We start from the raw sequence: 14,361 nt of genomic DNA on the forward strand, positions 1-14,361 counted from the left end.
TTCAGCAGTCAGGACCAGAGGTTCGAGTGGGCGGCCAGTTCGAAGTCGCATCTTCCCACTCACCTCCATGTGTTGAGGGAGGGGATCGTCCAAAAAATGTTCGCGTTCTTCTAACTCAGGACACTAGCGGGATTGTTGAGGAATTGGGGTGGGTCGACAGGGACTCGAACCCTTTGCGCAGCAATCATCCAAGTCGGCGATGGTGCTCGTCTTTCTGGCGCAAGGGTTCGAGATCCTTGGCGATTGTGGCAGGCGGGGAGGCCGCGTGCGTCGCGCGTGTCCCCGGGAGTCGACCGGCGTCGTGGAACAGTTTTGGAACAGGTTTGGAACAGGTCGAGGGCGGGTTCGGGGGGATCTGTCGAGGAGATTCAACAGCAGGAAGGGCGGTGGCGGATGAGCGCGCAACGCAAGCAGGGCACGCGGCGAGGCGAGGGCGGGATCAGTAGCGGGCGCGAGGCGCTCATCATCGACGGGGAGCTTCAGGCGTTGATTCCGCGCCTCTCGGCGGAGGAGCTCGCGCAGCTCGAGCAGAACCTCCTCGCCGAAGGATGCCGCGAGAAGCTCATCGCCTGGGACGACGGGCGGCAGAAGCGCCTGCTCGATGGGCACAACCGGCTCGCGATCTGCAAGCGGCATGGGCTGGCGTACGAGGTCGAGTACATCTCGTTGCCGGATCGTGAAGCGGCGATCCAGTGGATGCTGAAACATCAGCTCGGGCGCCGGAACCTGACGCGGGAGGCGATGAGCTACCTGCGGGGGCGGATGTACCTCTCCGCCAAGCGCCAGGGGGCGCGAACGGATCTGACTTCTGGGCAGAGTGTCCAGAGGTCGACGACGGCTGAGTTGATCGCCGTGCAATACAAGGTCGACGAGAAGACGATCCGGCGAGATGCGCGGTTCGCGGAGGAACTCGATCAGTTCGCTGAGGCGTGCGGGGCGCAGATCAAGAACGAGGTGTTGGCGCGGGAAGCGCGGATCACGCGCAAGGATGTGCCTCGGTTGATCGCGCTGGAGAAGGCGTCGCGCGAGCAGGTGGTCGCCGGTGTTCGAGGGGGCGCCAAGGCGTCGGTGCTGCTCCGCGAGATCGAGCGCGGCGGTGGAGAGGAGACGCAGCGAAAGCGCAGGAAGTTCGAGGATGCGGCGGGCGGCATGAGCGCTGCGCTCGAGCACCTGGAGAAGGCGGTGGGGATCCTCCGCGGCTTGGAAGCGGCGTCAGGCTCCGAGGAGATCCTCAAGCGGCTCGACGAGGTGCAGGTCCTCTCGAAGGAGATCGAGCGGCATCGGGTCGCGCTGCAGCGTCTGGAGACGTCGCGCGTGGATGTTTTCGAGGCCGCTCAGGCGGTGTTCGAACTCGAGAGCGAGGGGATCTTGAAGCCGCCGCTGATGACGGGGGCAGATGCCGTGCTCGCGGATCCCGCGGATCGGCAGGCGCTTCGCAGGCAACTCGCGGAAGTAAAGAGGATGAGCGCCGGGCGCACAGGAGGGGCTTCGAGCGGCTCGAGCCTCGGGCGCAGTGCGAGGCCAGCGAACGACGTCGTGACCACGAGCGGCGGCAGGCTCCTGTCCTGGAAGACGTTCAACACGCTCCAGTGGTATCTTGCACGGCAGCAGCCGACAATGGAGCGCATCTACAATGCTTGCGGAAAGACGCGCACGGAGAACCCGGCGGACGCGCGGATCTGCGAGAAGATCGACCGGTTTCTCGAGAGCGTTGGTCCCCAAATCATCGACGACAGCTTCTCGTACACTGATTACCTCGGGGCACTCTGCGCCGATCGACAGGCGTATCAGGACGCCTTACGAGTGATGGGCCAAGAGATCCTCGCGTACCTCCGGACGCTGAATCGATCCTCGGCCCAGATCCTCCAGGGCAGGCGGCATCCCACCACGGAGCAATCTTCGCCGCCCGCGGTAGCGACGGGCGGCACGTTAAGCATTCCTTTCACGCAGCCTCCCAAGCAGCCCGAAGGCGCTGCTCCGCCAGTTCCGAGCCCTCGAGATGTGCCGGCCCGAGCATCCGCGGCTGCCGTCGATATGCAGGTGGTGCACCCGTCGGTCACGGTCGCGAAGACCATCCACGTGGAGCCAAACCGGTTGCGTGAGCACCCCACGGAGGCACAGATCGAGCAGGAGGTGTCACAGCTCATCGATGACTTGCAGAGCGGACGGCTCCGTCATTCGTTCCAGGCCGAGCAAGCAATCCGGCAGAAGAACTGGCCCCAGCCCGAGAAGGACAAGGCGCTCAATTCGTTCTTCGGGCGACGTGGGAAATTACTGATCGCTGGGCGTACAACCATGCCATCGGATTTACCGCAGCCGGACTCCGCCGCTCAGGCTGCTGTGCCACTGGAGACGATTGCATCCCCGCCGCTTCCAGCGTCGATGCCACCTCGGAGCTTGATCCCAGATGCGGGCGTGCTATCGACGGCCATGACATTGCTTGCAAGAACGCCGCCAGGCGCGCTTCAGCAGGCCATGAAATTGGCGGAGGGTCGCTTTTCGATGACCGGCAAGGTCTGAAGAGGCGGCGGACCGGAATCGGACAGGCCCATGGAACTTCGCGCCAGCCGAGGCCCAGGCTACGCGCGTATCCCGTCGTGTGCTCGAGCTTCGTGGTGGTCAGCGAGGTGGGAGGTAGCGTTGCGAACGCCGCCAAAAAAAGCATGACGCGGGTCAATGTTCGCTATGATCCCAGAGGATCTCATGGGCCACGCCCACCACTTCCTCTCCCGCCTCGATCGCGTGTCCTTCGAGCACGTCGAGCTCTCCCTTTCGCTCTACCGCGACGAGGCCCTCTTGCGGCACATCCTCGCGTCTGGGCGCGTCCCTGAGCGTTGCGAGCGCGTTGCCATCTCGCTCGCCGACCCGGAGGAGGGCCCCTTCCTCGTCGTCACGCGCGAGGGGCACTTCGTCACGTGCCTCGGCGAAGGCATGAAGCCCACGAAGGATCTTTTCCTGATCACCCGGGAGAAGCTCGACTCCGTCATCCGCAAGACGGAAGTCATGCGCGAGCGCTTGGCCCAGGCCGAGGCGGTTGCTCGTCAACCCGGGGGCCGGGCTGCGCTGCTCCGGCGCATCTACGATGCTGGTTCACTGCTCTCGCGCGAGGAGATGACCCGTCTCGTCGCGATACAACCGTTCCTATGGGTGCAGTTCTTCCATTGGCTGGTGGAACTCCAGCCCGCCCTCGTCGACCTGCGTCAGGCTCTCCTTCGAGAGCTTCGGCGGACGGACAAACTCGCGCGGCGCCACGACGAGCTCGTGGAGGTGTACTGGAAGCTCTCCTGGGCAACGGGGCATCTCGTCGCGCTCGCCATGGCCGGCGGGCCTACGCAGTTCGAGGGGCTGTCCGAGGAGGACATCGAGAAGATCGCGCTGCTCGACTGCACTCGGATCGCGCTGGAGACGGGCATCATCGGCATCACGCTGCGCGGCGTATGGGCGACGGCGCGCCTCGGCAAGCTCGCGCTGCCGCATCAGAAGCGACGATATCAAGAAGCGGAGCGCTACATCGACGTGGCGAGCTCGGGCCTGTCGCTCGTGGCGATAGGCCACCGTCATGCACGGCTGCGTGCCGAGGTGGGGAAGGTGCTCGAGACGGGGCCGAGGCTGTCCGGCGAGGATCTCGTGAGCGACCTGGTACGCGATGCCGCTGGAACCATCGCAGGCCAGTGGACGATGTTCACGGAAGAGCCGGATACGCTCGCCGTGATACACCGGGAAAACGGCGCGGATCTCGCCCTCCTCGCGAGCCGCATGGCATCTCCGGGATCGCCGTATCGGTTCGAGAGGATGGTCGACGTGCCGGATGCTCTCGCATATTGCATAGCCGCGAACAGCCCGCTCGAATGGATGGAGAGCCCGGAGATGCTCGGATCGCTCGGTGCGGCGGTGCCCTGGGTCTCGCGGGCCGGGCTCGAGGACGTCCACTTGCCGGCGGACTTTCTCACCGCAGCGCGGGGCGTTTGGGGCGCAGCATGGGCAAAGCCGGTGCTTCTATCGGCACGCGAGCCATTCCTCTGGGCAAGGCCAATCCAGCAAGCCCCGCAGGTCGTCTCGCGGAAAGGTCCGTGTCCGTGCGGGAGCGGGAAGAAGTACAAGCGATGCTGTGGAGCTTGAAGCGAGCGGCACACCGAGCGAACGAGGGCGCGATAGGGCAGCACCTCGTCGATGCCTACGGCCACCATTCGCCCACGCGACGAATCGCACGCACGACACCGACCGCCGCCGGCGTCCCCCCGAGACCGACGACGAGTGGCGCCATCGCGGACAGGACGAGCAGTACCTCGGCGCGTGTCTCTGCGCGCCCATGGAGCGTGTCGTGCAGGATCTTCTGAAGCCTTTGGCGCGGTGGATGAGGGCGTCGTAGCCGCTCCGAGGCAAGAGCGGCCAACGCCTCGAGCCGCGCGTCGTGGGGGCTTCCGTGCGAGCGATCGGCCTCGACCTGGGCGAGCGCTTCATCGAGCTCCTGGGTGCTCAGCTCGGGGGCGATCCTCGGGAATCGATCGAGGCCCGCTTTCCCACGACCCATCATGCCTTCAACCTCCGGCGATGCTGTCGACGGGGATGGGAAGGCGGCGAGCACCTCACTTCGACGCGGCTCGGGCAAGAGAGGCGCCACGGTGCGAGCGATTTGGCTGCGCATTTCGGTGGGATCGAGGTGGCGAATGCGCGGAAGCTCAGCCGCCAGGATTCTCTCGGCGATCTGCATTCGCTCGGCATCGCCGAGCCTCCAGGCGAGCCAGACAAGGACGTTCGCCCGGACGTAAATGGTCGCGATGCGCTCGGCGATCGCCAGCGCCTCGGGGATCCATGCGCCGGGCAAGAAAGGAATCAGCTGCAGGAACGCCTGCTCGATCTCCCGATCGAACATCGAGCCGGACGTGTCTGCATAATAGTCTTCGAGGAGCGCCCCGGAGGGCGGGCGCTCGATCGATTCGAGGTCCGTCGCCGCCGCGTCGAGTGTCTCACGCAGCAGCTCGCTCAGGAGGGGGTCGGGAGCCACGCGGACGAGCTTGGCGAGCTGAAGAGTTCGCGTGTGTAAGCCTGGAGCACGAGAGAACACACGCGCGGCCGCGAGCGCGGCACCGAAGCGTGACGTACGTTCGGCGGGGCAACGCGAGAGCAACTCGACATACGCGTCCACCTTGGCGCCGGGCTCCTCGATCCGGTCGATGCAGCGGGCAATCGCGTCGATCTCGTCGGGGGGGAGATGCGCGGCATAGGCGATCATCGTCTGGACGCAGCGGCTCTCGTCCCCGATCGTCTGCGACCACTCGAGCGCCATGCGTAGCAGCTCGCGACGACGTGGCCCGTCTACCTCGGCCGCGAGGTGCGTAAGGTGGCGGAGCCGCATGGCCGTCGCCAACTCCCTCCTGACGGTTTCCAGGGCGTCGTTCAGGACTACCTCGCGCCGTTCCTTGCCGACGTGCTTGGCGATGCGAAGCAACTCGTCGAACCGCGCGTGAGGCATCTCGATGGCGAGCGCCGCTTCGTGCGCCGCTTCGAACGCTCTCGTTCGCCAGGGCTCGGCGAGCATGTGCGCGAGGTCCACGAGCGTTCGTGTCTGCCAGTACGGGTCCGTGATCTCGTCGATGGCCAAGATCAAAGCCTCGAATACGGCGTTCTGTACATGCTCGGGAGCTGCGCAGAAGATCTGCATGTACAGATCGGCGCGATTTCGCGGGAGGACCACCTGCTGGGTCGCCTCGATCGCATCTTCGAGGACAGGCCACCGTTCTGCTTCGTCCGGGATTCGATACGCGACCGTCACCAGGAGCTGGGCCCTCGACCAAGGAAACAGGGTCTGCCTCGCTGCATCGAGGGCCATGGCGAGCGGAGCAATGCGGAAGGTTGCGTAGAGGTCGTCGCGTGGCTCGTTCGCGCGTAGCGACGCGACGATCACGGGCCATGTCGGCTCCACGCACTGCCAGCACAGCTCCGCCGGAACGTCGCGGTGGAGCTGATCCACGATGTGCAGGCGCGTCCACGGCTGCTCGATGCGGCGGGCCACGCGAAGGGCCCGTTCTGCAATGGCCTGCCGAATGCTTGGCGTTTCTTTCCGAACGGCCTCGTTCATGAGGATGGCCATCGTGGCCCTCGCGCGCGTCATCTCGTCCGGAATGCGGTCGATGAGCTCGAACACCTTGTCGATGCAGCCCCCGCGCTCGTCCTCTGGCAGGGACGACAATCGCCCGAGGTACATGTGCGCGGCTCCCGCGAGATCTTCGTTTGCATCGATCGCGGCCTCGAACGCCCGCCGTGCATCCATGCAATGGGGGGAGGGGAGGTCGTCGACGAGGGAGTTCAGCGCGTAGACGCGATCGTTCATGGCCAGCCGTGATGCTGCGTCCAGCGCCTCGGCGCAGGCGTGGTCCAGGATTTTCACGGGGAGCGCGGCGGCAATATCGGCGAGCGTATAACAGCGCTGTTTCGTCTCCGTCACCTCGCGAGCGGCGTCGAACGCATCGCGCAGTGCCTGCTCCCGCGCTGAGCCCGTCATGGACTCGCCCACGCGCTTCAGGACATAAGCTCGGCTCTCCGGGCGCTCGATTCTTCTGGCGAGTGATAGCGCATACGAGAGTACGGGACTCTGCTCGTCCATCGGCAGATATCGGGCGAGCGTGCACAGATGGAGAGCGCGCGTGCCCGGGGACTCGATCTTCTCCAGCGCGATCCGGGCCTCCATGGGGGCCACGACCGCCATCCGCCGTAGGAGGTCCTCGAACACGCCTCTGGCCAAGCTCGCGAAGTGGATTCCCTCGAGACCGCACGCGATCTCGAAGAACTGTGGAAGCAACGCATCCGGGATACGCGGAGCGAGCACTTCCAGAAGCTTGGCGCGTTTACCATCCGAATGCTCCACGACCGGCGCCGTCCGTGCGTAGGCGAAGGCTTGCTCCGGCGGCCAGATTCGCTCGTCGAGGAGCATCTTCAGGAGACCCGGCGTCACCTGCGCGAGCGTGCTGCCGACGCTTCCCTTCACCAGCGCGCACTGGGCCTCCTCGGCGAGGTGCTCCCCATCTGCTGCCACAGCCTTCCAGCTCCGCGCCACCCCCTCGAGGAACCCGCTCGGCCCCTCCTCGGGCGCTCGCCACGCATCGTACCATGCCCGCGTCACGAGCGACATCCACCGTTCGGGCGCTGCGCGTTCCTGCTGCAAATGGGCTGGGAAGTGCTGCACCACGTATCGAGGGACCTCGTCCCCCGACGCCCGGCCCGCGAGGAGATCGTCGACAAAGGACTGGGCCCACTTTGCGATGCGCCGCCTCCACTGCTTCACGGCGGTCTTGCCGAGTTGCTCGCGTATGTACTGCCCGAACCCCGGATGCGCAGGCACGTATCCGCTGCGCTTACCATCGCCATGGATCAACCGGGAGAGCTTCTCGAGCGCCTCGTCCAGCGACGACCCATCGTGGATTTCCTGGTGTAGCAGCGATAGAAGGTCGTCTCGGGTCAGTCCACCTTCGGCCACGGAGACCACATCGAGGAGCGCACGGACGGCACGTTCCCTGTGATGCGCGGCGTCCCCCCATTGCTTGCGCTGCTGCTGCCACCAGAGCTCGAACCATCCCGCAAGCCCCGGCGCGCGCTCGCGCAGGGACGAGACATCCAAGTCGACGGCGGCTTCCCCGCGGCCCACGATTTCGCCCATCATCAACCAGAGCGTCAGCGGCTCGCCCGTGCAGAGACGCAACAGCTCGGCGACGAGGTCGTGCCGCTGGGCCAGTCGATCGAGCGGGGCGGGGAGTCGCCTCAGCGTGGCCTTCACGTCGCCTGCGTCGAGCGGCGCCAGCGTCAATCGTTTTGCCACCCCCGGTCCCTCCCATCCGAGGGCCCGGAGCCATCGATCTCCGCTGGAATCATCGGGTAGCTCTCGCGCAGAGACGAGGATACGTGTTGAGTCCGGGTGATGTGGCGGGAGTAGCCAAGGGATGTCTCCCATGCTCCCTGCTTCATCGAACCCGTCCAGGATGACGACCGTGCGTCGCCTCTCCGCCGGAGCCTGCGAGAGCTCGTCGAGCATCATCTTCTGGAGCATATCGACGGTCAAATGCTTCAGATCCGGCGGATTTCGCCCACGGAGGCAGGCGAGCCGTGCGACAAGGCAGCCGAGAAGCACGTCCGGGCGGTGCGTCCTGAAACGAAGGCTCGCAGGGATGAACACGACGTCGATATCGGTGCGCTCCGCGAGCCGCAGAGCGAAACGCACGAGCAAGGCCGATTTGCCTCGCCCCGCGGGGGCCGTCACGAGCAGGTTCGCCGGATCGCACTTCGCATCGAGCCAGGCCTCTACCCGATCGACGTCGTCTTCGCGCCCGCAAAAGACATTGGGACGTTCCGCCGTACCGCTGTATGCGTCGATGAATCCCCCAATCCGGTTCGCCCAGTCCACCCCAAGGAGATCGATCCCCTCGAGCAACCGCTGGCGTGGCGACGAGCTGCCTCCCGTGTTCCCGTTGCGCTCTCTCGTTACCTCGCGATCGCGGGCGCCGAGCGCGAGAAGCACGTTTGGTTTGTCGAGCACATGCCACGCGAGGGATACGGCCATCGAGGCTGCGAACGGCTGCATGTCCCTCGTAGCCGCCTTCTCGCCGTCGGCGAAATCACTGATCGCCTTGACGAGGAGGATCTCGACCTTGGCCCGGGCAGCAGCCCCATACGCGCCGGAACCTTCCATTTCGCCTCCGACGGCGTCGGGAAATGCCTCCCGCAGACCATCACGAAACGATTGGTCATCGATGAGTTTTTCACCCGAAAGGAGCGGCCCGCACAAGACCTGTACCCGCTCGTCTCCACGTCGCTCCACCCAGTCGAAGCTACGCGCACGAAACCTATCGAAGAGGATCTGTCCCGCGGGCTCCGGCGCTCCTCGGGGTACGACGCGTGCCCCGACGCGCGCCCTCTCGTAAGGGACCACGGACTGCGCGACGATGACGTCCCCCAACTGCTGCTTCGCCGGGTTGCAACCGAAGGCGATGCCCAGGACGAGGACCGCCTTCGGATCGACCTCCTCGATCGCTTCGAAGACGGAGAGCTGCGAGGCATCACGCCCGACCGAACCCATGGTGCACTCGACGTGCGCGGCGTAATAACGTGCGAACTGGCCGATTCGCACCGTGATGCGCCCCACGTTACCTTCGAGCAGCGCGCTCTCCTGCGGAAGCGGTCGAAGCACCTGAAGAACGGCATCCCGCTCGACCGACGTCGTCGTCACGAGTAGAACATCGATCTCGGGAAGCAGCTCTCGGATCCTCGTCGTCGCGACGTTCTCGATCGTGGGCGCATCGCGGCTCGACGAGGCGATCGGGACTTCGAGGGCACCCATGGTCGACTCCCAGGCTACACGGTTCACGGTTCCGATCGCCAGCCAGTGCGCTGCGCTCGCCCGTGGCTCCCCTCCCCATAGTAGGTCGCGTGCCGCTCGAATTCTCGGGCTTTGCGCTCGTCCCCTGCCATCCGACGGCATCGGGCCATGCCTTGGAGCGCCATCACCAGCCTGGGGTTGTCCTCGAGCGCCTGGGCGAAGGCCACCTCTGCTTCCTCGACACGCCCAAGTCCCAGGAGGCATTCACCGCGCAGGGCTTTGGCGTCGGGCCCGTATCCGCCTCGACGCTCGACCTCGTCGAGCTCGGTGAGCGCCTCGGCGTACCTGAGGACGTGGGCGAGGCGTAGCGCGAGGTCATAACGTACGCGTGGGTTCTCGGGATGTTCGCCGACGAGCGCATGAAGATAGGCGAGGGCCTCGTCGTGCTGCCCCCTTGCGGCGAGCTCGCCCGCGAGCATGACACGGGGTGGAACGAAGGACGGGTAAGCCGCGACGGCCTCGCGGAGCAACTGCAGTTTTTCCTCCGGGGTCGGCGGGTCCCAGGGCTTCATCGCGCTCATCATCTTGCCCAGGGCTTCGATCCTCGATGCATGGTCCTTCGCAGCATGCGCCGCTGGTCCGGGCGCCTTCCCAGCGAAGATGTCGGACGCCCGGCGCATGAAATCGGCAGAGTATTCCTCGAACTCGATGAGGGGAGCCAGGAGCTCGTGGGCCTCACCTCCCAGCTTCTCCGCGACCTCTCGGAGATGCGCCGCCTGCGCCGCCGTATCCTCGGCGTGTTTTCTCGCACCTGCAGCGGGATCTGCTCGGAGGAGCTGCATGTCCTGCGCAGCGCCCGCCGCAATGGCTCGGAAATGCTGCACCGTACTGGCGAACGTATACTCGAGGGCCATCGCTTCGACCGCTGGCCAGAGCGGTGACGCGCGTCCGCGCACGACGAGCCCGGTGAGCTCTTCCGGCGTGTATCTCCGCAGCTCGGATCGCAGGTGTCGCAAGAGCACGAAGCACTGGCCGATCGAACCTCGACGCGCTTCGCTCGATAACGCCTCTCGTGCTCGCACGAGCGCCGCGGCCACGCGGAGCTCGAACGAAATTTCCGCCGCCGTCATGTCGCCTTCGCCGTTGCGCCGCGGCACGCCGTGCTTCGCGAGCGCGTGCGCCAGTTGCTCGATCGTCTCGCCTTGCGGTTCGGAAACCTTTCCATCCCGGAGAGCCTTGATCGTATTTTTCTGGAGGCGGGCGTCCTTGCAGAGGCGATCGAGCGAGATTCTACCAGCCCGATTCACGAGCTCCTCGAAGACCCCCGAGAGCCCAGGCTTTGACATCCATGCTTCGAGCGATTCGAGCACGGGGTGGAGCCTGCCGTAAACGCAGAGGTACGCGGCGGCGCGCGTCACGGCGTCGAGCTCGATGCCGCTGACCTTCAATAGCGTCTCGCTCGTAGGCAGCGGCCCCGTCACGTGATTGCACTGCCTCACCAAGACCTCCCATCGATCCAAGAGCTCCTCGATGGCCTCGACGAGCACCTCATCGTGGATGTGCGCCTCCCCATCGTCCAATCCGCGAGCGCGCAGGTATTCCGGCGTGAACAGGTGCTTGACGAGCAAGCGTGTCAGCGCAGTCCTCTTCTCGAGGGTGACCGCGGGGTCGTCCTTGAGAATACGCTTTGCCGTCACCCCCGAAAAGCCGTCGGACGGCGTGCGGGTCTTGTCACCCAGCCGAAGCGCACTCGCCAGGGCATTGAGAATGGCGCCCCGCATGGGCAGCGGCCCCTCGGGGAGAGCGGACGAAACGCGGTCGGACTCCACGGTAGCAGTGAGCATACGTCCTCCATGCCGCGAGAGAAGGCGCCCCGGTGACGAGACCGGGGCGCCCACGTCGTTCACCGCTTCTTGCCCCCGGAGTTCGCCCCGCCGCTCTGCACCTTCGGCGGGGGCGGCGGGGGCACGTTCGGGTGGCCGAGCTCGATGCGGTTCTTCCGGTCCGCCTCGTACGCCTTCGTCGAAGGGTCCTTGACCTGAGAACGCTGGTCGTTCGGGGTGGGGTGCTGCTTGGTCATCGTCGGTTGCCTTCTGTGCAGGGTCGGGCTTCTGCGCTCGACCCGAAGACCAGCGTGCGACGTGAGGCGAAGATGCGGCAGGGTCAGAACCGGGATCATCGGCGGCGGCGGGACCGGGCCTGGTCCCCCACTCCCGCCGGCTACGGCATCCCCTTGACCATGTCCGCTCTGTGTCCGCTTGGCCCTCGAACCGCGCCCGCCTATCCTGCCGGTAGCCCTACATCCGGCGAGGTAGCCATGGCGAAGACGAGAGAATGGTTCGAGAAGATCGAGCGCGCGCACGTCGAGGAAGCCTGCCGCGCGCTCGCCAAGGCAGGTTCAGCAGGCGGGGGTGGCTCATACTTCGTCCGCTTCGAAGGCCATGATCTACCGGCGAAGCGCGTGCTCCGCGAGGCGTACCACCGAGCGAACCAGAGCCAGATCGACGCCAAGGAGTTCAGCGGGGGGCAGTACACCGCGCGGATCCTGCAGAAGTTGGGCTTTGAGGTCATCGTCCGATGAACGGACGTGCCGGTCACCGCGGAGCGCGTCTGTCCTGGCGTCTTCTTCTTTTGTACATACGCCAGTTCCAGATCTTGTAGTCTCCGGGGTTGGATGCTGACCCTGGCCGACTTCTTCGACGTCGTACGGTCCTCGGTACCCCAGTTCAAGACCAAGTGGCTCGATCGTGAGCAGGAGCGCGTCGTCTCCGCGCCCCCCGAGCCCCCTGCGCTCGTCGTGGCGGGCCCCGGAGCAGGGAAGACGACGGTCCTCGCGCTTCGCGTCCTGAAGCACGTCTTCGTGGACGGCATGAAGCCGGCAGGCGTGATCGCCACGACGTTCACCCGCAAGGCGGCCAAGGAGCTCCGGTCGCGTCTGCTGTCGTGGGGCATCGCGGTCCACAACGAAGCGCGGCGCCGCGCCAACCCGGCCGAGCGTGCGGAGCTCGACGCGCTCGACCTCAACCAGCTTCGCGTGGGCACGCTCGACTCGCTGGCGGAGGAGTTCCTCACCGAAGCGCGTGTGCCGGGGGCGATCACGCCGGTCACGATCGAGGCTCTTCTCACGAGTGCGCTCGTGCGGCAGCGCGCGCTCTTCCAGGCAGGCCGGTTCCGGGACAAGCCCCTGGAAGATCATCTCGGCACGCTCTCGCCGGGGTTCCCGGGGGTCAAAGCGCTTCCTTCGAAGGTCGGCGTCGTGCGCACCTTCGCGGATCGCGTCCGCCACGACGAGATCGACCTCAACGCCTACACGCAGGCGGGACCCGGTCACGCGAAACTGGTCGAGGCCGTGCTCGACTACTTCCAGCACCTCGAGAAGCAGCACATGGCGGACTTCGCCCGCCTCGAGACGCTCCTGCTCGAGCGACTCAACAAAGGCACGCTCGCGAAAGTCACCGCGCCGCTCCAAGCTCTGCTGGTCGACGAGTTTCAGGACACGAACTACCTCCAGGAGCAGATCTACTTCGCCTTTCTCCAGAACCGCCCCGATATCTCGTTGACCGTCGTCGGAGACGATGATCAGTCGATCTACCGGTTCCGCGGGGCCACGGTGGAGATCTTCGCGAGCTTCGCGACGCGCATCGAGCAGGCCCTGGGAAGTGCTCGGGCGCCATCACGCTTCGACCTCGCGACAAACTACCGATCAACGAAGCGGCTCGTCGACTTCTGCAATGCGTTCCTGACGATCGACTCGTCGTACCAGCCCGCACGGGCCCCCGGGAAGAAGACGATCGTGGCAGGCTCGACGCATGCCACGGTGAGTGACGCGAACATCCCCGTGCTCGGGATGTTCCGCGACACGAGGGAGGAGCTCGCGCGCGATCTCGCCGGTTTCCTCGTGGACGTGTTCCGTGGCAAGGGCCGGAAAATTCAGTGCAAGGACACGACGTTCGCCATCGAGTCCGGCTCAGGCGGCGATTTGGGGGATGCGGTCCTGCTCGCGCACAAGGTCGCTGAGCGAGATTACAAGGGGGAGGCGCGACTGCCCCAAATGCTCCGGGACGAACTCGGACGGCGGCACGTTGAAGTTTTCAACCCCCGTGGACGAGCCCTGGGCGACGTGACGGATGTCAGTCTCCTCCTGGGCCTCGCGATCGAGTGCGTCGATCCAGGTCAGGCAGTGCTTCAGGGGATCTCGACGTTCCCCCAGGACGCACGGCAGACACTCGACCGCTGGGTCACCGCTGCACGGGGCTTCATCTCCACGAACCCCGCCCCTGGGGGATTGCAGAAATTCGTGGACGGATGGCGTGCTCGAAAAGCCGCCACCATGCCCAAGTGGCCGGAAGAGTGGCCTTTTCTGGAGCTGGTCTTCACTCTGGCGACATGGTTCCCCAGGCTCGGGGAGACTCCAGAAGGCCAGGTCTACATGGAGGCCATTGCTCGCACCGTGGCCGAGGTCGGGCAGGTGAATAGCTACGGGTGCAAGGTTCTGAACGGGCAAGGAAAAGCAGACAAGAGCGCGCTCGAGCAACTGTACTGGAACGTCTTCCTGGCCTTTGCGAATGATGACACGGACCTTGACGAGGAAATCATGCCCATGGTGCCTCGCAAGGTCTTCCCCATCATGACGATTCACCAGGCCAAGGGCTTGGAATTTCCTCTCGTCATCGTGGACGTGGGAAGCGACTACACGCGAGACCACCATGCACAACGTCGGGGCCGCTTCCCCTTGGAGTGTGACAGCGTTCACGTCATGGAGGATCTCACGGCGAGTTTCTCTCCCGTAGGACCCGTGCGCACCATGCGCTCAGCCGTAGATCGCGCATGGGACGACCTTCGCCGTCTCTACTTCGTGGCCTACAGCCGACCTCAGGATGTTCTGCTGCTCGTCGGGAACACGGCGCTCATCCGAACGAAGAAGCCTGTACCCAGCATTGCCCTGGGCGACGTGAACCGTGCCGGTCCCGTGCGTCATATGAACTTCGTCCACCACAGCGACTGGGAAGCGTGCATGTCCGCGACCCACGTCGCTTTGATTTGACCGAGAGTGC

General features: G+C 65.4%; 7 protein-coding genes. 4 read left to right on the forward strand and 3 right to left on the reverse strand.

Annotation, left to right across the window (positions count from 1 at the left end; genetic code table 11):
• Positions 1–393 precede the first annotated feature (393 nt).
• Together QHF85_RS42605 and QHF85_RS42610 are read left to right on the forward strand one after the other, a co-directional pair.
• Positions 394–2,520 carry a hypothetical protein gene (locus tag QHF85_RS42605; protein WP_281333206.1) on the forward strand — a complete coding sequence of 709 codons (2,127 nt, stop codon included), beginning with the start codon at positions 394–396 and terminating at the stop codon, positions 2,518–2,520.
• A 183-nt stretch (positions 2,521–2,703) separates the two neighbouring features.
• Positions 2,704–4,119, forward strand: coding sequence for an SEC-C metal-binding domain-containing protein (locus QHF85_RS42610; RefSeq protein WP_281333207.1), 1,416 nt, complete (start codon positions 2,704–2,706; stop codon positions 4,117–4,119).
• A gap of 55 nt (positions 4,120–4,174) precedes the next feature.
• Here the strand turns inward: QHF85_RS42610 and QHF85_RS42615 are convergent, their stop codons facing one another.
• From QHF85_RS42615 to QHF85_RS42625, 3 genes are read right to left on the reverse strand one after another with little or no spacing between them, the layout of a single operon-like run.
• Positions 4,175–9,469 (reverse strand): hypothetical protein, encoded by a 5,295-nt coding sequence (locus QHF85_RS42615; protein ID WP_281333208.1) that lies wholly within the window; start codon positions 9,467–9,469, stop codon positions 4,175–4,177.
• Positions 9,352–11,151 carry a tetratricopeptide repeat protein gene (locus QHF85_RS42620; protein WP_281333209.1) on the reverse strand — a complete coding sequence of 600 codons (1,800 nt, stop codon included), beginning with the start codon at positions 11,149–11,151 and terminating at the stop codon, positions 9,352–9,354. Before QHF85_RS42620 ends, QHF85_RS42615 begins: the two co-directional genes overlap by 118 nt.
• A gap of 59 nt (positions 11,152–11,210) precedes the next feature.
• Complete coding sequence (locus tag QHF85_RS42625; RefSeq protein WP_281333210.1) at positions 11,211–11,387, reverse strand: hypothetical protein; 177 nt, start codon at positions 11,385–11,387, stop codon at positions 11,211–11,213.
• 237 nt (positions 11,388–11,624) lie between these two features.
• On the opposite strand from QHF85_RS42625, the gene QHF85_RS42630 reads away from it, so the two are divergent.
• Together QHF85_RS42630 and QHF85_RS42635 are read left to right on the forward strand one after the other, a co-directional pair.
• Positions 11,625–11,888, forward strand: a complete 264-nt coding sequence (locus tag QHF85_RS42630; protein WP_281333211.1) for a hypothetical protein — start codon at positions 11,625–11,627, stop codon at positions 11,886–11,888.
• A 93-nt stretch (positions 11,889–11,981) separates the two neighbouring features.
• Positions 11,982–14,351 (forward strand): DEAD/DEAH box helicase, encoded by a 2,370-nt coding sequence (locus QHF85_RS42635; RefSeq protein WP_281333212.1) that lies wholly within the window; start codon positions 11,982–11,984, stop codon positions 14,349–14,351.
• Positions 14,352–14,361: the final 10 nt, after the last annotated feature.

The sequence above is a fragment of the Polyangium sp. 6x1 genome (genome assembly GCF_029946515.1).
Taxonomy (GTDB): Bacteria; Myxococcota_A; Polyangia; order Polyangiales; family Polyangiaceae; genus Polyangium.